15 protein-coding genes and 1 tRNA gene are annotated in these 19,005 nt (G+C 75.3%); 8 read left to right on the top strand and 8 right to left on the bottom strand.

Annotation, left to right across the window (positions count from 1 at the left end; genetic code table 11):
• Positions 1 to 19 precede the first annotated feature (19 nt).
• On the top strand, positions 20 to 403 hold the full coding sequence (locus ACFXDE_RS23950) for a hypothetical protein (RefSeq protein WP_380496812.1): 384 nt from the start codon (positions 20 to 22) through the stop codon (positions 401 to 403).
• A 99-nt stretch (positions 404 to 502) separates the two neighbouring features.
• On the opposite strand, the gene ACFXDE_RS23955 is transcribed toward ACFXDE_RS23950, so the two are convergent.
• The 5 genes from ACFXDE_RS23955 to ACFXDE_RS23975 form a co-directional block, all read right to left on the bottom strand.
• Positions 503 to 658 (bottom strand): hypothetical protein, encoded by a 156-nt coding sequence (locus tag ACFXDE_RS23955; protein WP_380443348.1) that lies wholly within the window; start codon positions 656 to 658, stop codon positions 503 to 505.
• An 81-nt stretch (positions 659 to 739) separates the two neighbouring features.
• Entirely contained in the window at positions 740 to 1,066 is a 327-nt protein-coding gene (locus tag ACFXDE_RS23960) for a hypothetical protein (protein ID WP_380496813.1), read from the bottom strand.
• A 38-nt stretch (positions 1,067 to 1,104) separates the two neighbouring features.
• A complete protein-coding gene (locus tag ACFXDE_RS23965) occupies positions 1,105 to 2,580 on the bottom strand; it encodes a hypothetical protein (RefSeq protein ID WP_380496814.1) in 1,476 nt (491 codons plus the stop codon).
• A 109-nt stretch (positions 2,581 to 2,689) separates the two neighbouring features.
• A complete protein-coding gene (locus ACFXDE_RS23970; protein ID WP_380496815.1) occupies positions 2,690 to 4,924 on the bottom strand; it encodes a hypothetical protein in 2,235 nt (744 codons plus the stop codon).
• Positions 4,924 to 5,000, bottom strand: a tRNA-Arg gene (locus tag ACFXDE_RS23975). Before ACFXDE_RS23975 ends, ACFXDE_RS23970 begins: the two co-directional genes overlap by 1 nt.
• 255 nt (positions 5,001 to 5,255) lie before the next feature.
• Here ACFXDE_RS23975 and ACFXDE_RS23980 point away from each other — a divergent pair.
• Together ACFXDE_RS23980 and ACFXDE_RS23985 are read left to right on the top strand one after the other, a co-directional pair.
• Positions 5,256 to 6,092, top strand: coding sequence for a hypothetical protein (locus tag ACFXDE_RS23980; protein WP_380496817.1), 837 nt, complete (start codon positions 5,256 to 5,258; stop codon positions 6,090 to 6,092).
• Positions 6,093 to 6,253: 161 nt separating this feature from the next.
• Entirely contained in the window at positions 6,254 to 6,568 is a 315-nt protein-coding gene (locus ACFXDE_RS23985; protein ID WP_380496819.1) for a hypothetical protein, read from the top strand.
• Between the two features lie 67 nt (positions 6,569 to 6,635).
• Here the strand turns inward: ACFXDE_RS23985 and ACFXDE_RS23990 are convergent, their stop codons facing one another.
• Complete coding sequence (locus ACFXDE_RS23990; RefSeq protein WP_380496820.1) at positions 6,636 to 6,944, bottom strand: hypothetical protein; 309 nt, start codon at positions 6,942 to 6,944, stop codon at positions 6,636 to 6,638.
• A gap of 162 nt (positions 6,945 to 7,106) precedes the next feature.
• Here ACFXDE_RS23990 and ACFXDE_RS23995 point away from each other — a divergent pair, with 162 nt between their 5' ends.
• The 4 genes from ACFXDE_RS23995 to ACFXDE_RS24010 all read left to right on the top strand — a co-directional run bounded on the left by ACFXDE_RS23995 (position 7,107) and on the right by ACFXDE_RS24010 (position 13,169).
• Positions 7,107 to 8,018: a hypothetical protein gene (locus tag ACFXDE_RS23995; protein WP_380496821.1), complete on the top strand. Its 912-nt coding sequence runs from the start codon at positions 7,107 to 7,109 to the stop codon at positions 8,016 to 8,018.
• Between the two features lie 114 nt (positions 8,019 to 8,132).
• Positions 8,133 to 10,928 carry a penicillin acylase family protein gene (locus ACFXDE_RS24000; RefSeq protein ID WP_380496822.1) on the top strand — a complete coding sequence of 932 codons (2,796 nt, stop codon included), beginning with the start codon at positions 8,133 to 8,135 and terminating at the stop codon, positions 10,926 to 10,928.
• Between the two features lie 83 nt (positions 10,929 to 11,011).
• Positions 11,012 to 12,034, top strand: a complete 1,023-nt coding sequence (locus ACFXDE_RS24005; protein WP_380496823.1) for an SPFH domain-containing protein — start codon at positions 11,012 to 11,014, stop codon at positions 12,032 to 12,034.
• Between the two features lie 208 nt (positions 12,035 to 12,242).
• Positions 12,243 to 13,169, top strand: a complete 927-nt coding sequence (locus ACFXDE_RS24010; protein WP_380496824.1) for a hypothetical protein — start codon at positions 12,243 to 12,245, stop codon at positions 13,167 to 13,169.
• 85 nt (positions 13,170 to 13,254) lie between these two features.
• Here ACFXDE_RS24010 and ACFXDE_RS24015 read toward each other — a convergent pair whose 3' ends face one another.
• Complete coding sequence (locus ACFXDE_RS24015) at positions 13,255 to 15,426, bottom strand: trypsin-like serine protease (protein ID WP_380496825.1); 2,172 nt, start codon at positions 15,424 to 15,426, stop codon at positions 13,255 to 13,257.
• A 364-nt stretch (positions 15,427 to 15,790) separates the two neighbouring features.
• Here ACFXDE_RS24015 and ACFXDE_RS24020 point away from each other — a divergent pair, with 364 nt between their 5' ends.
• A complete protein-coding gene (locus ACFXDE_RS24020) occupies positions 15,791 to 16,114 on the top strand; it encodes a DUF1330 domain-containing protein (RefSeq protein WP_380443326.1) in 324 nt (107 codons plus the stop codon).
• Here ACFXDE_RS24020 and ACFXDE_RS24025 read toward each other — a convergent pair.
• Complete coding sequence (locus ACFXDE_RS24025) at positions 16,084 to 18,864, bottom strand: M4 family metallopeptidase (protein WP_380496826.1); 2,781 nt, start codon at positions 18,862 to 18,864, stop codon at positions 16,084 to 16,086. The genes ACFXDE_RS24020 and ACFXDE_RS24025 overlap by 31 nt on opposite strands.
• Between the last annotated feature and the right edge of the window lie 141 nt (positions 18,865 to 19,005).

Below are 19,005 nucleotides of genomic sequence, written 5' to 3' on the forward strand. Positions count from 1 at the left end.
GCAGGGCACAATGGGGCCGGTGACCGTCTTCGCCTGTGTGACCTGCGACAACCCGCTGACCGGCGCGCTCCGCGAGGCCCGGCCGGCCGCCGATGGCGGGCAGCGGGCGGCCCGGCACCGGATCGCCCGGCCGCGGATGGCGCAGGGCGCGTTCTCGGCCGGGCGGGACGGGGCGGTGTTCGTCGTGCACCCCGACGACGTGCCGGGCACCCGCCGGCACCCCGACAGCGGGCGGCGCAACGGGTGTTGCGGGCCCGACGGCCTGGACGGGCCGAACCTCGTCTGTGCGGGCTGCGGCGCGGAGGTCGCGACCAAGGAGGCGGACTGCTGGACGCCGAACCTGGTGGCGCTGATCGCCTCAGCCGTCCGCGTCCTGCCCGAAGTCACGGGCGGCGAGCGGTAGTTCGGGCAGCGGCCAGTCACGGTCCGGTGCCCGGGCGGGCCCGAAGGACACGCCCTGGGCTCGTGGCGCCGGGGCGGAAGGGTTCGGGCCGGCGGACTGTCACCGGGCGGGCCGGGCCTGGCAGGCGGGCTGGTGCCAGGTCGTGCGCACGGGGGTGCCGTCGGGCAGGCGGTGCTCGGTGTGCCAGGTCCGGCAGCAGGCCGGGCGCTGGTAGGGGCGGCGGCGGGGGCGCGGGGACGCGGTGTGGATGGTCATGCCCGGCGTTCTGCCACCGCCGGGCGCCGTCCAACCCCTCGGCACCCGAAAGGGCGACTGGTGGTTTGCCCGGGGTCCGGGTCAGCCGGCGGCGGTGGGGGCCTGCGTGTCCGCCGCGTCGGCGGCGAGTTTGCGTTCGTCGGCCCGCAGGTTCTCGGCCTGTTCGCGCAGGCGCCGCCCGGCCCAGCCGTAGGACGCGCGGGCGTCGGGGGTGGTCATCCGGGGGCCGATGGTCTCGGCCAGTTCCCGCGCGGTGTCGAGCAGGTCGGCGAGTGCGCCGAGCAGGGCCGCCTCGTCCGGCCGGGGGACGTCGGCGCGGCGCGTGCGGGCGCGGGGCAGGGCGTTCTCCCTGATCTGTGTCCTGGCCTCGCCCACGGCCCTGGTCATCGCCGCTATGTCGGGGTCCATCCCGGCCTCCTGCCGTCCGTGCGCGCGTTGATGTCCCGCTATGCCTCCCCCGGCGGCCGGGGCGTCAACCAGGGGCGCGGACGGAAGCGCGCGGCCGGGGGCACGGTACGGGCGCGGGTCGCGGCGGCGGCCAGGAGGGCGGGGAGGGGGCCGGGGAAGGGGCGCATCAGGGTGTCGACCTCGCGCCACAGGCCCGGTGCCGGCGGGTGGGCGGCGAGGTGTTCGGCGAGGTGGGCGAGGGCTGCGGTGTGCAGGGCGGCGCGGCCGCCGCCGGGTTCCCGGGTGCCGGCGTGGAAGGCGGAGGTCTGGCCGGCGTGGCAGGCGACGGCGTAGGCCGGGCGGGCGTGGTCGACGGCCTGCCGGGCGGTGATCCGGCCCAGTTCGATCGCGGACCACACGTGGTGGATGTCCAGGCCGTCCTTGCCGATCGGGGTGGCGGCCAGGACGGCGAGCGGGTCCGCCGCGTCGAGGGGGCCGAGGGCGGGCGGGCGGCGGTGGTACGCGGACGGCGGCGGTCCGTCCGCGCGGGGTGCGGGAACGGCGGGAACGGGAACGGCGGGCCCGGGAGCTGCGGGCCCGGGAGCTGCGGGCACGGGGGCGGGCCCTGGGGCAGGCAGGTGTCGCGGGGCGGGGCGGCCGGTGAGCAGGACGCGGGCGACGTCGGGCGGGCAGTCGGGGCGGCGGGCGAGCAGCCGCGCCGCCAGGCGAGGCAGGCGGCGGGACAGGCCGGCCGACGCGACCAGCGCCCAGTCCACCCGGTAGGGCTCGGCGAGGATCGCCCGGCCGCGGGGGGCGTCGGGCGCGGCTCGGATCCCGCGCAGGCGGCGCAGCAGGGCGCCGGTGCCGGTGAGGCGGTCCTCGGCGCTGGTGAGGAAGGGTTCGGGGTCGGGTTGGGCGCAGGCTTCGGCGATCCGGCGGGTCGCCTCGTCGAGGTCGGCGCCGGGCGGCAGGGCGGCCAGGACCTGCCGGACCCGGCCGGGGCCGCCGGCCAGGCGTACGGTGCGCCAGGCGTCGGCCCAGACGGTGGGCGGGATCGGGTCGCCCCAGCGGTAGGTGCGGCGGTCGGTCAGGGCGGCGGCGGCGAGGTCGGGGTCGCGGGAGGTCAGGGCGGCGCGGTGGTGCTCCGGGCGGTAGGCGCTGCCGGCGGCGACGACGGCGGGGCGGCGCAGCCGCAGCCGGCATTCGACCGGGTAGGTGAGGGACGGGTTGTCGGCCAGGCGCGCGTCGATGCCGGCGTCGTCGAGGTCGGCCAGGCGTTGCTGGGCCTGCGGGTTGCGGACGGTGCGGGCCAGGGCGCGGCGCACGGCCGGGGTGGCGTCGGTGACGGCGCTGTCGGTCACGGTGGGCGGGTGGTCGTGGCCGAGGAAGAAGAAGTCGGGGTCGGCGTCGACGAGTTCGGCGAGGGCGGCGGCCCGGTGGGCGCGGGGCAGCAGCGCCACCAGGCAGCCGACGTCGAAGCGCCGGGCCAGTGCCTCGACATTCCGGGTGTATTCGTCCGCCGCGTCGACTGCCATGGCAGCGGACCGTAACAGGCGCCTGGCGGGCGCCGCGTGGTTTTCGCCGGGCCCGCCCGCGTGGGCGGCCGGGGTGGTAGGGGCGTAGGGCCGCGTGGCTGGTCGGGCGTCAGGCCCCGGACCGCTCGCCGGAGGTCCAGCCCAGGAGCGGGGTGTGTACGGGTGGTGCGCCGAGGGCGAGGTGGGTGAGGTCGGCGACGGCGTCGGCGAGGGCTGCGGGGTGGGGGCGGGCGGTGAGGGCGTCCAGGGCGGCCGCGCGGGTGCGGGGCGGGCACAGGGAGAGGTGGAAGAGCATCTGGCGCCACGCGAAGGCGGCGCTGCGGCGGGCGGTGCGGGTGGCGAGGCCGCGGGAGGCGAAGCCGCAGGCGGTGGTGAAGGCGCGTTCGGCGAGGACGTCCCAGCCCTCGGGCGGGGTGAGGGCGCCGGGCCCGGCGAGGGTGGCGAGGTTGTGGGTGGTGAGGATCTGGGCCTGTTCGATGACGGCACCGTTGCCCGTCACCGACCAGGGCGCGCCGGTGCGCCCGGCCCGACGGGTGCACAGGGCGGAGAACTGCCAGGTGTCGTCCATCGCGTAGACGGAGGCGTAGTCGATGCCGAAGTACCGCTCGTAGAGCGATCCTTCGAGCAGTTCGGCGGCGATGCGGGCGGCCTGGAGGAACTTGGGGCTAAAGCCGCCCATGAAGATGTCGGCGGCCAGTTCCTCCACGAAGGGCAGGTCGGCGCCGGACTCGCGGGCGAGCGCGGACAGTTCGCCGAGCAGCGGGTTGGGCAGGAGCGTGCCGGGGAACGTCGCGACGGCCAGGGCGCCGAGGCGGTGCAGCGTGGCGAGGTGGGCGTCGCGGGTGATGGCGTCGGCGGTGCGGTGCGGGCGCACGGCGAGGTTCCAGGGGAGTTCGTCGGCGCGGACCTGGCGGGCGTAGTGGAGCAGGAGCAGGGAGCGGCGGCCCGCGAACGCCTTGTGGCCGGCGGCGGTGAGGGCGCGCAGGGCCGGGTCGGGGTGGGCGGAGGCCTCGGTGACGGCGGCGAGCTGGGGCGCGAGTTCGGCGAGGACTTCGGCGGAGGGCACCAGGCCGCGGGCGATGAGGGTTTCGACGCTCGCGCTGGTGGCGGCGAGGACGGGCTTGTGGAGGGCGGGCGGGACCGTGGTGCCGGCCGGGAGAGCGGTGCTCTCGGCCTCGGTGACCGGGGCGAGGAGGGCCTGCGGGTCGGCCAGGCCGTCGTGCCGGGGGTGGTCGGCGAGGCGGGCGATGAGCAGCCGGGCGACGGCGTGGTGGGAGGGCTGGGCGGCCTGGCGGGCCTGGGCGCGGCGCAGGGTGGTGTGCTCGGCGGAGCCGGGAAGGCCGCGGCGGCGCACCATCGCGTCGACGGCGTGGCGCAGCCGGCCGCGGGTGCGGGGGTCCAACTGCCGGCCGGTGACGGTCAGTTCGAGTGCGGTGCGCAGGACGGCGAGGTTCTCGCGGGGGTTGCGGTGCTTGCCGCACAGGGGGTGGGCAGCGGCGAGGGTGCGGTAGCGCAGGAGGAGTTCGGCGCCGCGGCGGTGCCACGGCCCGTCGGGGGTCTGGCCGTCGAGGGTCTGGCCGTCGAGGGTCTGGCCGTCCGGCACCGGGCTGCCGCCGGCGGCCAGCCAGTGGGTGAGCAGGTCGTCGGCGAAGGGCGCCCAGACGGTGAGGGCCTCGCGCTGGGCCTCCACCGCGCGGTTGGGGGTGCGGCGGGCGAGGGCGGCCGAGGCCTCGCCGGCGGTGCGGCGGTGGACGGTGTCCGGCGCGGCCGACGGGGCGTCGGCGGGCTGCGGGGTGAAGCGCAGGCGGGCGGCGAAGGGCCGCAGGACGTCGACGAGGTCGAGCGCGGCCTGCTGCTCGCCGGCGCGGACCAGCCAGGCCACGGTGAGCAGCGCGGCCTCCTCGGGCACGGCGATGCGGTAGCGGCCGGTGTCGAGCAGGTGCCAGAGGTCGGCGAGTCCGGGCTCGGTGAGGGAGTGTGCGAAGAGTTCGGCGCGGCCTTCGGGGATGCCGGCGCGGCGGCAGGCGTCGGTCTCGTGGGGCTGGAGGGGGCCTTCGGCGCGGGCGCGGCCGGTGGCGAAGCCGCCGTGCAGGACCTCGGGGGTGACCCAGGCGGGCAGGTCGGCGGCGGGGGTGCGCGAGCCGATGGCGAGGGTGCCCGCGCGCAGGCCGGCCAGCACCTCGCGCCAGCCGGCCGCGCGCTGTTCGGCGCGGGCGCGGGTGGCCGGGTCGGAGTGGGCGGCGGCGGTGACGAAGGCGCGGGCCAGCTGCCCGTGGGCGTAGTCGGTGGAGACGGCGGCCATGGTGGCGGCCCCTGACGGCTGCTGCTCAGCGTTTCTGTCCATGGCCGACGTGGCGGGCCCTGCCCCCGCGCCCTCCAGGACCGAAGCCTGGTGCTCTGTCTCGCTGAGCTACACGTCGTCGCTGCGGCCAGACCTTACGAGGGCGGGCGGCGGCGGTGCAAGCGGATATTCCGGCTGGTCAGAACTCCCCCGTCGCACGCTTCGGCCCAACGCGGAGTGACGAACAGTAACCCTAAATGACAGCTTTAGGTCTCATCCCAACTTTCCCCCTCCGGCGCTCCCGGAGTGACGGAGCGTAGCCGCCGAGCGCCGCCGCGCGGGCGGATCTAGCCTGACGGTATGGCTTGCCCCGCACGCCCAGGGAGGTGCGCGCATGCGTCGCACGATCGGTTCGCGAGCGGGGGTCGTCATGGCGGCGGCGGGGTTGGCGGCCGCCGTCTGCGGGGCCGCGCCGGCGGTGGCGGCCGGGAGTGACGGGCCACGGACGGTGACGGTGCAGGCGTGTCCGGACGAGTCGACCGGGCCCGGACTGCCGCCGCTCAAGGCGCTCGCGGCGCAGGTCACGCTCCCGGACGGGGTGAACCTGCCGCCGGGCGCGGCGGTGTTCGGCGCCCGGTACCCCGGTGACGCGCAGTACGTGGTCGCGCCGGGCGGCTGGACGTGCGACGTCGTGTTCTTCGCCGCGGACGGCGGCGAGCAGGTGTACGTCCACCCGGGCCCGCACGCGGCCGATCCGCTCGGCGCCTCGTACTCCGGGCTCGTGCAGGCCGTGTTCGACAGCGGCGGCGTGCAGACCGACGTCGACCTGGCCTGTCCGTTCGTCCCGCAGGCCGCGCGGGGCGGGCAGTGCCTGGCGCCGCCGCGCCAGGCCGCCGACGTCGTGCACGCCGTGCGCACCGGGGACCCGAACCTGTACGCGGCGGCGGTGTCCGTCCCGGCGGGCACGCGGGAGCCGAACCTCGCCGCGAGCGGGCAGGCGCCGGCCGGGACGCCGCCGGGGCAGGTGTTCGCCCTGGTCACCCTCGCGGGCACCGGCGGGACGGCGCAGTCGGTCGGCTGCGCGGTGCCCGGGCCGGGAGCGGCGAGCACCTGCCAGGCGACCCTCGGCTACTTCCTCGCCGGCAGCGCGATGGGGCAGAAGCTGAGCGCGGGCCAACTCTCCGCGGCGCTCACGGACTTGAACGGTTTCGTGGCCTCGCAGGTGCACTGACGAGGCCGGCCTTCCCCTAACCGCCGCGCGAGACTGGAACGGGTATATGCCAGGAGTGTCCGCGGCATTGACGGGCTATCAGCCAGGATGCATCGTGTTCCCCAGTCCGTTCATTTCAGCTCTTTCAGCGGAGGCGTCCGGAAATGGGGATGGGGATGGGTGTGCGCAGCAGGGTCGCCGGGGTGGTGTCGGCCGGGCTGATGCTCGTCGGCGTGGCGGGGGTGCAGTTCGTCGGCGCGGGGACGGCGGACGCCATGCCGCCGTGCTACCGGCAGTGGACCGGGAACAGCGGGTCGACGATGTGTCCCGGGTACGACGTGTCCCACGTGGTCATCGGCTGCGTGCACGCGGGCGTGCCGTACAGCGTCGAGGGGCCGTGGGTGAACCGGGGCGACTTCTCGTTCGCGCGCTGCAACAGCGGCGACGGGCTGCAGAAGGCCACCAACCCGCCGAGCGTGTGGTGGGAAGAGGGCTGAGCCGCCGGCGGGGGACGGGGTGCGCGCAGGCCGGGCAGCGTTGCGCGCACCCGCGGCGGCCGAGGGATCAGTCGCCCCGCTCGCGGAGGGTGGAGGCGGTGAAGGAGATCGCGAGCACGACGGCGAGCGCGAGCAGGACCGCGCCGATGACGATCGCCGTCCAGCCGCCGCTGGTGAGGTTGTCCAGCTGCTCGCGGTAGGTGGAGGTCTGGGGTCCGGGCATGCCCTCGGAGAACGAGCCGGTGGTGTGGGGCTCGCAGACGTCGCCGGGCGACATGGGTTTGCCGTAGCAGGTGGGCACCGCGGCGTGCAGCTTGTGAACGCCGAGCAGCAGCAGGCCGACGCCCGCGACGAACAGAACGAGCACGATCAGCACTGCCCCGGCCTTCCGACTCCCCCGCCCGTGCCGGTGTCCGGCACCTTTCGCCCGAATGTACCCCGGGGCGGTGGTGAACGAACCCGGCCAAAGAGCGACAGGTCTGTCACAGAAGGGTCAAATCGGCCGGTGCACAGGGTCGTTGGGTCGACACTGTGCGGCATGAGTGCGACGCGTGGTGGCGTGGGGGTCCTGGTGGCGGCGGCGTGTGCGGTGCTGCTCGGCAGCTGTACGGGGGCGGGCGGCGGGACGGCCGGGCCGACGGCCCCCGGACCGACGGCGACGGCGGGAGCAAGCAGCGGACCAAGCGGCGCTGGCGGCCTGCCCCCGGAGGCCACGTACACGCTCCAGGGCTCCCCCTCCCCCGCCGAAGTGCGGCAGGTCGCCGACCGGTTGCAGCGCCGGGCGCAAACAATGGGCCTGGCCGCACCGAAGGTGGAGGTCAGGGGCGCGGCGGTCTCGCTGTCGGCCGCCGGGGCGACGCGCGAGCAGTTCGCGGCGCTCGCGCAGCAGGGGCACCTCGGGTTCCGTCCGGTCCTGGCGCTCGCGCCGTCCGTCCCGAACGGCGCGCCGGCGCAGGGGGCGGTGTCCGCCGACCCCACCACGACGCTCCAGGTGCCGAACTGCTCGGACGCCGCGCAGCGGACGGACCGCCAGTCGGCCTCCGGCAAGCCGGCCGTGGCGTGCGGGTACGCCGCGGAGAACGGGATCTGGTACGGGTTCGCACTGGGGCCGGTGGCGGTGGACGGCACGGACGTGTCGGCGGTGAAGGCGGTCGAGGACACGCAGAACGGGGCCGGCTGGCAGATCGACCTGACGTTCGACGCCGTCGGGGCGCAGGCGTTCGCGGACGTGACGGGCCGGCTGGCGGCGCAGCCGTCGCCCGCCAATCAGTTCGCGATCGTGCTGGACGGCGCGGTGGTGTCGCATCCGGCCGTCGCCTCCGCGGTGCCGGGCGGTGCGGCGGTGATCTCGGGGAGCTTCACGGAGGCGGAGGCCCGGCGTCTGGCGGCGCTGATCGGGAACCGCCTGCCGGTGCCCCTGCTGCTGACGGAGACGACGCTCCCGAATTGACGTGCCGTCAGTCATGGTGGCGAAACGGTGAAGTGGCATGCACGCCCCTAGAAAACCGGCCGGTAACACCCTTACCGTCGAGGCCCCCGCAGCTTCCCCACCCAGGAGCTCGACGTGCCCCGACGCCCCCACGTCCCCCTACCCCTCCCCCGGCTGCTCGCCGCCGTACTGGCGGTGGCGCTGCTCCTCGTGCCCGCGCTCGCCACCACGCCCACGGCCGCCGCGCCCGCCACCGCGGCAGCGGCCGACTACTGCGCGGGCCGCTGCAACGACATCCTGCCGCCCGGCGAGAACGGCAACGCCACGCTCGCCGAGATCCTGCTGAACCGGGTGTTCGGCACCCGCCCGGCCCACACCGACGACCAGCTCGGCCCGTACGCCTCGCTCGCCTCCGGCTACCCGGGCCTGACGGAGGCCGGGCTGCGGAGCTTCTTCAACGACGCGTCGTTCGGCGTGCCGGCGGACCAGGTCGCGAGCACGGCCAGTCCGCGTTCCGACGTGACGATCGTGCGCGACAAGGCGACCGGCGTGCCGCACGTGACCGGCACCACCCGGTACGGCACCGAGTTCGGCGCGGGCTACGCGGCCGCGCAGGACCGGCTGTGGGTGATGGACCTGTTCCGGCACGTCGGGCGCGGCGAGCTGTCCGGTTTCGCCGGCGGCGCGGCGGCCAACCGGCAGCTGGAGCAGACGTTCTGGCGCGCGGCGCCGTACACCGAGGCCGAGCTGCAGCAGCAGATCGACGTGCTGTCCTCGCGCGGCGGGCGGGCGGCGCAGGCGCTGGCGGACGCCTCCGCGTACCTGGACGGGATCAACAGGTACATCCAGCAGGCGTACGACTCCCGGACGTTCCCGGGCGAGTACGACCTGACGGGGCACGTGGACCCGATCACCAACGCCGGGTCGATCGCGCCGTTCACCCTGACCGACCTCGTGGCCCTCGCCTCCGTCATCGGCGCGCTGTTCGGCTCCGGCGGCGGTGGTGAACTCGCCTCCGCGCAGGTCAAGTCGGCCGCCGAGGCGCGCTACGGCAAGGACGCCGGCGACGCGGTGTGGCGCTCGCTGCGCGAGGCGGAGGACCCGGAGGCCGTCCAGACCCTGCACGACGGGCAGGCGTTCCCGTACGCGACGGTGCCCGACGACCCGCGGGGCGTCGCGATGCCCGACCCGGGGTCGGTGGTGAGCGAGCCGGAGGTCTACGACGCCACCGGGTCCGCGCAGTCGGCGGCCACCGGTGCCAAGGGCGTGCTGCCGGGCAACCTGCTCAGCGCGAAGCACGGCATGTCGAACGCGCTGCTGGTCTCCGGCGCGCACACCGACGACGGGCACCCGGTGGCGGTGTTCGGGCCGCAGACCGGCTACTTCGCGCCGCAGCTGCTCATGCTGGAGGAGCTGCAGGGCCCGGGCATCAGCGCGCGCGGCGCGGCGTTCGCGGGCCTGAGCTTCTACGTGGAGCTCGGGCGCGGGCAGGACTACGCGTGGAGCGCCACCTCGGCCGGGCAGGACATCACCGACACCTACGCCGTGCCGCTGTGCACGAGCGACGGCTCGCCGGTGACGACCGCGTCCAACTCATACCTGTGGCACGGAACTTGTACGCCGTTCGAGCGCCTGGAGCGCAAGGACGCGTGGAGCCCGACCACCGCCGACTCCACCCCGGCCGGCTCCTACACGCTGGTGTCCTACCGCACGAACTACGGCCTGGTGAGCGCCCGCGGCACGGTCGGCGGGGCGCCGGTGGCGTTCACCTCGCTGCGCTCCACCTACCGGCACGAGGCGGATTCCATCATCGGCTTCCAGGAGTTCAACGACCCGGGGGCGGTGCACGACGCGGCGAGCTTCCAGCAGGCGGCGCAGGACATCAACTACACGTTCAACTGGTTCTACGCCGACTCGCGCGACATCGCCTACTACAACTCCGGGTCCAACCCGGTGCGCGCCCCGGGCGTCGACCCTGGCCTGCCGGTGCTCGCGCAACCCGCCTACGAGTGGGCCGACTTCGACCCGGCGGGCAACACCGCGCGGTACACCCCGCCGGCCGAGCACCCGCAGTCCGTGAACCAGGACTACTACGTCTCGTGGAACAACAAGCAGGCCACCGGCTACACGGCGGCCGGCTTCGGCAACGGCTCGGTGCACCGCGCCAACCTGCTGGACGCCCGCGTCAAGTCCCTGGTGCAGCAGGGGAAGGTGAGCCGGGTCGCGCTCACCCGGGCCATGGAGGGCGCGGCCCTGACCGACCTGCGCGCCGAGGACGTCCTGCCCGACCTGATCCGCGTCCTGCGCAGCGCCCCCGTCACCGACCCCGCCGCCCTGGCGGCGCTGCAGAACCTGGAGGCGTGGCTGGCCGACGGCGGTACGCGGCACGAGAGTTCGCCCGGCAGCGGGGCGTACGCGGACGCGGACGCGATCCGCGTCATGGACGCGTGGTGGCCGCTGCTGGCCGACGGCGTGATGCGCCCGGGCCTGGGCGACCAGCTGTTCACCGCGCTCACCGGGGCGCTGCAGATCGACGAGTCCCCCTCGGGCCGCAGCGGCGGCAGCGGCCCGGTCAGCGCCAACGAGGCGATCCCGCACAAGGGTTCGTCGTTCCAGTACGGCTGGTGGAGCTACCTGGACAAGGACCTGCGCGCCGTCCTCGGCGACGGCGTCGCGGGCCCGCTGGCCCGCCCGTTCTGCGGCGGCGGCGACCTCGCGGCCTGCCGCACCGTCCTGACCGACACCCTCAAGCAGGCCGCGGCCCAGAGCCCGTCCCAGGTCTACCCGGGCGACGGCGACTGCGCGGCCGGCGACCAGTGGTGCGCCGACACCGTCATCCAGCGCCCGCTCGGCGGCGTCACCGACGCCAAGACCACCTGGCAGAACCGCCCGACCTACCAGCAGGTGGTGCAGTTCCCCGCCCACCGCTGACCGGCCCCCCACCCCGCTTCTCGTCGCATTGACGAGAAGCGGGGTCGCCCCATATCGTCAAGACGACGAAAAGGGGTTCCACGATGGCCGACATCACCAGGCGCTTCGGCATGCGCCACCTGCGCGCCGTTCCCACCGCGCACATCCGCCACCTGCGCCGCGGCAAGGTCGCGCACGACGGCACGGGCCTGGCGTTCTGGTTCCGGCCGCTGACCGCCGCGATCTCCGAGGTCCCGGTCGACGACCGCGAGCTCGCCATGCTGTTCCACGCCCGCACCGCCGACTTCCAGGACGTCACCGTCCAGGCCACCCTCACCTACCGGATCGCCGAACCCGCCACCGCCGCCACCCGCGTCGACTTCGGCATCGACCCCGACACCGGCGCCTGGCGGGCCGCGCCCCTGGACCAGCTGGCCACCCTGCTCACCGAGACCGCCCAGCAGCACGCCCTCGGCCTGCTCGCCCGCACCCCGCTCGCCGCCGCCCTCGCCGACGGCGTCGACGCGGTGCGCGAGCGCATGGCGCACGGACTGGCCGGCGAACCGCGCCTGACCGAGACCGGACTGGCCGTCATCGCCGTACGCGTCGTGGCGCTGCGGCCCGAACCCGAGGTCGAGCGGGCGCTGCGCACCCCGGCCCGCGAACTCGTCCAACAGGAGGCCGACCGGGCCACCTTCGAGCGCCGCGCGGTGGCCGTCGAGCACGAGCGCGGCATCGCCGAGAACGAGCTGGCCAACCGCATCGAACTCGCCCGCCGCGAGGAGCAACTGCTCGCCCGGCAGGGCGCCAACCGGCGCCTGGAGGCCGAGGAGGAGGCGGCCGCCGACCGGGTGCGCACCGACGCCGAGGCGCTGCGCCGCACCCGCCTGGCCACCGCCGAGGCCGAGGCCGCGCGCGGACTGGGCGAGGCCCGGGCGGCCGCGGAGGCCGCGTGGCTGGGCGCCCACCAGCAGGCGGACCCGGCGGTGCTGCGGGCGCTGGCGCTGATGCGGCTGGCCGAGCACCTGCCGCGCATCGACAGCGTGACGCTCACCCCGGACGTGCTGACCGGACTGCTGGCCCGCCTGGGCGCGGGGGCCCCGGGAGCCGCGGGGGCGCAGCGATGACGCCCGTTCCGGGCGCGCCGGCCACCCCGGACGCGCCGCCCGCCCGGCCGGGCGCACCCGGCGGCGGTGGCCCAGGCGGGGCCGGCCCGGCGGGGGCGGACGCGGTGGGGGCGGACGCGGCGGGGGCTGCCACGGCCAGGGCGAACACGGCGCGGACGGACGCGACGGGGTCGGACACGGCCGAGGCAGCCACGACGGGGGTGGACCGGTGACGCTCGCCCCGCGCGTGGTGCTGGTGCACCGGCGCACCGAGTACGAGGAGTTGGTGGCCCGGCACGGCACGCCCGGGCAGGCGGCGTTCTTCCTGGCCTCCCGGGGCCGCTCGGCCGAGGAGGTCGAGGAGCGCCACCTGCGCCAGGGCGCTGCGCTGGCCGAGGCGGCGGCGGCCGTGCCGCTGGAGTGGCGGCGCACCCGGGTGGAGCGGGCGGACCTGCCGCGGTTCCTGTTCGAGCCGGGGGACGTGGTGGTCGTGGTCGGCCAGGACGGGCTGGTGGCGAACGCCGCGAAGTACCTGGCCGGGCAGCCGGTGATCGGCGTGGACGCCGATCCGGGGCGCAATCCGGGGGTGCTGGTGCGCCACCGCGCCCGGGTGCTGGGGCCGCTGCTGCGGGCGGTGCCGGGCGGGGGCGGGGCGGTGGAGGAGCGGACGATGGTCGAGGCGGTCGCGGACGACGGCCAGCGGTTGCTCGCGCTCAACGAGGTGTACGTCGGCCAGCCGGGCCACCAGACGGCCCGCTACCGCCTGGCGGTCGGGGGCGCCGGGGACGCCGAGGGCGCCGGGAGCGCCGGGGACGCCGCCGAGGCGCAGGCGTCGTCAGGCGTCCTGGTGGGCACCGGGACGGGCGCCACCGGCTGGTGCCGCTCGGCGTGGCTGGAGCGCGGCGCGCCGCTGGCCCTGCCCGAGCCCGGTGCCCCGGTGCTGGCCTGGTTCGTCCGGGAGGCCTGGCCGTCCCCGGCCACCGGCACCAGCCGGGTCCACGGACTGCTGGACGGCGGGCGGCGGCTGGCGCTGACGGTGGAGTCCGAGCACCTGGTGGCCTTCGGCGACGGCATCGAGTCGGACGCCCTCGGCCTCACGTGGGGCCAGACCGTGCGCGTCGGCATCGCCGCCACGAGGCTGCGCCTGCTGGGCTGATGCGCCTGCCGGGCTGAGTCGGAAGGAAAAAGAGGGCCCCGCTCCCCCGGCCGGAGCGGGAGGAACGGGGCCCGGTACTACCGCACTACTTCACGAAGGTGTTGCTGCTCCAGATGGCGCCGCCGATGCCCTCGCCGCCGTCGGCCTTGTAGACGACGAGGTTGCCGTCGTCCTGGAGCTTCAGGTAGGAGCCGCCGGACCAGAAGGTGCCGGAGTTCCACAGGGCGGTGGTGCCGTCGAGCTTGTAGACCACGGCGTTGCCGTCCTGCTGGATCTTCAGGAAGTTGCCCCAGCCGCTGGTGTTGCTCTGCCACAGGGCGGCGCCGTCGCTGTTGCGGTGCAGGACGAGGTTGCCGTCCCACTGCATCTCCAGCCAGGTGGTCTTGGCGTTCAGGCGGTAGCCCGGGTTGAGCTGGCTGATCGGGCGCAGGGTGGCGTTGCTCCAGACGGTGGTGGCGAGGGTCTCGTCACCGCTCTTGAACATGACGAGCTTGCCGTCGTCCTGGAGCTTGAGGTGGCTGCCGCCGAACATGTAGGTGCCGCTGGCCCACAGGCCGCCGGTGCCGGCCGCCGGGTTGCCGTCGGCCTTGTAGACCACGAAGTTGCCGTCGGTCTGCATGAACGCCCAGGCGCCCGGGTTGTTCGCGGTGCCGCTGGCCCACAGGGCCGCGCCGTCGCTGCGGCGGTAGAGGACGACGTTGCCGTCCTTCTGGACCTCCAGGACGGAGGCGGGGCCCTCGCGCCACTGGCCGGCCGAGATGCGGGTGTTGCCGTTGATCGTGGCGTCGCCGCGGAAGGTGCTGGTGGACCACAGGGCACCGCCGGCGCCCTCACCGCCGTTGCCCTTGTAGAGGACGAAGTTGCCGTCGTTCTGCAGCTTCAGGTAGGCGCCGTTGTTGAAGTAGGTGCCGGTGGCCCACAGGCCGCCGGTGCCGGCCGCCGGGTTGCCGTCGGCCTTGTAGACGACGAAGTTGCCGTCGGGCTGCATGTAGGCCCAGGCGCCGTTGTTGCCACCGGTGGCGGTGTCCCACAGGACGCCGCCGTCGGCCTGGCGGTGGGTCAGGACGAGGTCGCCGTCGGCGCGCATCGTCAGCTTGAGGCCGGGGCCGGTGATCGACTGGCCGGCGGTCAGCTTGGTGCCGGGCTTGATCAGCGTGCCGGAGGACGCGGCGGTGGCCGTCACCCAGGAGGCGAGGTCGTCGACGCGGGCCTCGGAGGCGCCGGTGCGGGTCTCGGTCTCGCCGAGGCAGCCGCCCTGCCAGGCGAGGCTGGTGACGGCGGCGAGCTCGAAGCCGCCGTTCTTGGCGCGCAGCGCCGGGGCGCCGGAGTCGCCCTTGCAGACGGTGTCGGCGGCGGTCTTGGCCGTGAGGTCGACTGCGCCGGCGCTGACGGCGGCGGCCGTGAGCGCGGCGGTGTGCGGCGCGGCGGGGACCCAGGTGGTCGCGGTGCGGCCGTAGCCGGCGACGGTGAGGTCCTCGCCGGTGGCGGGCGCGGTGGCGGAGACGGCGACCGGGGTGATGTCGTAGACCGGCGCGCCGAGGCGGGCCATCACCAGGTCGCGGTCGGTGCGCGGGGCGATCTCGACGACCGGGATGGTGCGGCCGCCGATCGTCACGCTGCTCTGGGCCGCAGGCGCGCCGGCGGCGGGCTTGTCGCCGAAGCACGCGGCCGCGGTGAGCACCCACTGCGGGTCGACCAGGGTCGTGGTGCAGGCGCGCGATCCGGGGCGCCCGGGCTGGCCGATCGTCAGGGCGCCGACCGCGGGGTAGGCGCCGGCGGGGGCCGTCGCGGCGGGGCCGTCGGTGGCGTTGAGCTCCAGCAGCGTGGTCGAGCCGCTGGTGCCGCCCTCGCCGACCGGGGTCCAGGCGTTCTTGTTGACGTCGACGCTGGTGACCGTGCCCGCGGTGTTCAGCGTGGCCTTGATCGCGTGGTCGTCGCCCTTGATGTTGTAGATCTGCGGGATCTCCAGCGACAGGTACCCCGTCCGCCCGGTGATCTTGAAGCAGACCTGGCTCGGGTTCGCGGAGCGGCTGTACAGCTCCACCAGGCCCGGGCCCGAGGCGCAGTCGGCGAGCACGATGTGCCCGTCGCCCGCCTTGAGGGTGATGTTGTGGTCCGCCAGGACCTTCGCGGCGCCCGGGTAGGAGTAGTCCTCCACCACCGCCGGTGCGACGGCATCCGCAGCCGATGCCGTCACCGCCGGAACCGACCCGGCCACCACCGGTATCGCCACTGCCAGGCCCACGGGCCAGGCCATTCTTCGCAATCTGCGCTGCACGAACTCTCCCGAGGAAGGACACGCCGGGGGAGACGCCAACGCCCCCCAGAGCCGGCCGTGAAGATGATCAACCGGACGGTATCGACTCCATCCCTGCACGTCAAAGCGCAAATCGACACCAAAGCGCCACATCGGCAACCTCGGGTGAACCGGGGCCGAACCCGACGTGCCGCGCGGGCTCCGCGGGGCGTCCCGGCGGGGCCTCGGGTGTCCCGACGACGGGGGCCATGACCGGTCGCCCTACCTATGCGTGACGGATTCGGGCACGGTACGCCACGGCCTACCGTCGTCGACGTCAGCGCGGAACAGCAGACGACAACAGCGGTAGGCCGAGGAGGAATTCATGAGCGCGTTCGCGATCGCCCAGGTCAGGTCGGTGGAGTTCGGGCCCGACATCGTGGAGTACCTGGAGCGCATCGACGCCACCCTGGAGCCGTTCGGGGGCCGGTTCGTGGTGCACGGCGGGAACGTCGAGGTGGTCGAGGGGAGTTGGGGGACCGACGTCATCGTCATCGAGTTCCCCGACCGGGAGCGGGTGCGCGCGTGGTACGACTCCCCCGCGTACCGGGAGATCCTCCCGCTGCGCACCCGCCACATGGACGCCGACGCCATCTTCGCCGACGGGGTCCCGGAGGGTTACCGGGGCGCGGACTCGCTGGCGCACTGAGCGCCGGCGGGGCGCTCGCGGGTGACGAGGTCGGTGCGCCCGGCGGTGGCGTCGAGCCACACGACGCGGGTGCCGCGGTCGGCGGCGGGCGCGTCCTGGGAGCCGCGGTCGCAGGAGACGCGCTCGGGGGTGCCGCCGGTGAGCGGGAGCTGCCACAGCTTGGCCGTCTGCGCGTTGGTCCAGTTGTCGGTGACCCGTCCGGTGCGCGAGACGTAGGTGACCGCGCGGTCGGAGACGGTCAGGGTGGCCGGCTCGGGGGCCGTGGAGGCGGCCGGCAGGAGGTCGGTGACGCCGGAGCCGTCCAGGGCGCCGGAGCGGATCGTGGCGCGCCCGGCGGCGGGGCTCTGGACCCACAGCACGCGTCCGCCGGCCAGGTGGACGGAGTCGGCCAGGTTCTTCGGGTCGGCGGGCACGTACTGGGCGGTGACCTTGCCCTCGGCCAGGGAGTAGGCGGTCGGCGCGGTGACGTAGTCCTGGCCGGACGTCCAGTCCTCCGACCAGGCGAGGACGCCGTCGCGCAGGTCGAGGCCGGAGGCGTGGTGGCCGGCGGGCAGCGGGATCACGGTCTCCGGGGAGCCGTCGGCGTGGACGACGTGGATCCGGGTGGTGTCGGTGGCGAAGTCCCGGAGCGTGAAGGCGACGTCGCCGCCGGCCGTCCGGATGTTGCCGGGCTGCTGGTTGGTGGAGCGGTAGACGCTGCGCACCGGTCCTGCGCCGGACAGCGGCGCGGCCAGCACCTCGAAACCGAAGACGCCCTGGGCGTCCTTGCCGACCGCCAGCCACGCCGCGCTCGTGCCGTCGGTGGCGGCCCAGCTGTGGTAGCGGCCGTCGTCCGGGCTCAGGCGCACGGGGGTGCCGCCGCCGGTGACGGTGCCGGTGTACAGGGCGGTGGTCCTGCGGGTGGCGTCGGTGTTGCCCAGCATCACCCAGTGGCCGTCGGCGGCCACCGGGGCGGCCATGGTGGAGGTGATGTCGCGCAGCAGGGTGCGGCTGTCCAGGCCGAGCCGGTGCTGCCAGCCGGCCTTGATGCCGTGGGCGTCGAACGCGGCGGCGACGGTGCGCAGTTGGGCGCGGGTCAGGCCGTCGGCGCGGCCGGCGGCCAGGACGGCGTTGCGGCCGGCGACGAAGTCGTCGAGCGGGGTCATGTACTCGGTGAGCGCGCGGTAGACGACGCGGTCGGCGGTGAGCGGGTCGAGGGTGCGGCGGATGTCCCACAGGGCGCCGCTGAAGATGGTGGAGTTGAGGTGCACGCCGCCGTTGTCGGAGGCCAGGGAGGCGCCGACGTAGTCGTCGACGGTGGTGTGGTGGTCGTCGAGGTGGCGGGTGGCGCAGGCCTGCGGGGTGCCGGTGCGGCACAGGTCCTCGCCGAGCAGCGCGGCCCTGGGGTCGTTCATCGCGATGCCGCGGGTGGTGACCTCGATGGCGTTGCCGAAGTAGTCGGCGAGGCCCTCGTCCATGGCGCCGGACTGGCCGAGGTAGGCGAAGTTGGCGCTGTTGGCGATGACGCCGTGGGTCATCTCGTGGGCGGAGACGTCGAGGGCGGCGGAGAACGGGTAGTACGTGTCGTTGCCGCTGCCGTAGATCATCTTGCTGCCGTCCCAGTAGGCGTTGGGGTAGGGACGGCCGCCGGCGGTGACGTCGACGACGGAGACGATCGGGCCGTTCTTGCCGTCCAGGCCGAGGCGGCCCAGGCGGTCGCGGTAGAAGTCGTAGACGATCCCGGCGTTGAGGTGCGCGTCGGTGGCGCCGTCGGTGCCGGTGGCGGCCGGGAAGTCGGGGGTCGGGGAGCTCGCGGGGCGGGCGTCGGCGGGGATGGTGCCGAAGTCGCCGACGTCGCGGCCGGCCGCGTCGTAGGTGGTGATCGCGGCGGGGCGGGTGAGGTCGGTGAACTGGTAGGTGCCGTCGGGGAGTTTGCCGATGTTGACGTTCGCGCTCTTGCCGTGGACGTCGGGGGCGGTGCCGGTGGCGGGGGTGACGGTGGCCGGGGCCGGGTCGGGGGCGGCCGCGTTGGGCGCGACGGCCTCGGGCCGGGCGGCGGCGGTGGCCGTGGACGGGGTGCGGGCGTCGTGGGCGAGGGCGACGACGCCGGCGGTGGCGTCGACGTAGACGTCGCGCGTGAGCGGGGTGCCGTCGGCGCCGGCGCCGCGCACGGTGTAGTGGCGGGTCAGGCGGCCGGCGCCGTCGGGCAGGATCACCAGGCCGGCGTCGTCGGCGGTGGCCTTGGCGCGGGCGGCGTCGGGCAGGGCGCCGAGCGCGGCGGTGCGCAGCAGGTCGTCCGGGACGGTGGGTGTGGTGGGGGCGGTGAGGCCGGTGAAGTACTTGCCGCCCGCCGATTCGACGTGCTGGGCGGCGCCGTCGCCGGCGAGGTGGACGAGGTACTGGGCGCCGAGGACCGGGACGCCGCCCTCGTTCTGCTGGAAGCGGACGGTGCGGCGGCCGTCGGGAGCGCTCTCGGTGCCGGCCTCGGCGAGCTGGGCGGGGTCGACCTGGTAGCGGTCGCGGTGGGCGGCCAGGTGGGCGCGGGCGGCGTCGGCCGGGTTGCCGGGGGCGGGGTCGGCGAGGCCGGTGACCAGCTGCGGGGCGGCGGTGTCCTGGCCGGCGACGACGCCGGGGACGGGGTCGCCGGGGGCCTGGGCGGGCGCGGTGTCGGCGGTGGCGGTCGGGGCGGCGTAGGCGGCCAGGGCGGCCAGGCTCAGGGCGGCGGCTATGCCGGCGCCGAGCGTCCGGGGCGTGCGGGCGTGACGGTGCACTGCGCTCCTCTCACGGAACGGGAACACGGGAATCGGCGGTGGGGGGGCCCGCGGGGGGGGCCCCCCCCCGCCCCCCAACCAAAAAAAAAAAAATCGATTTATAATTTTTTACAAAAACAAAAACCCGGCGGGCCCCCCCCC

This window comes from Kitasatospora sp. NPDC059408 (genome assembly GCF_042751525.1).
Classification (GTDB): domain Bacteria; phylum Actinomycetota; class Actinomycetes; order Streptomycetales; family Streptomycetaceae; genus Kitasatospora.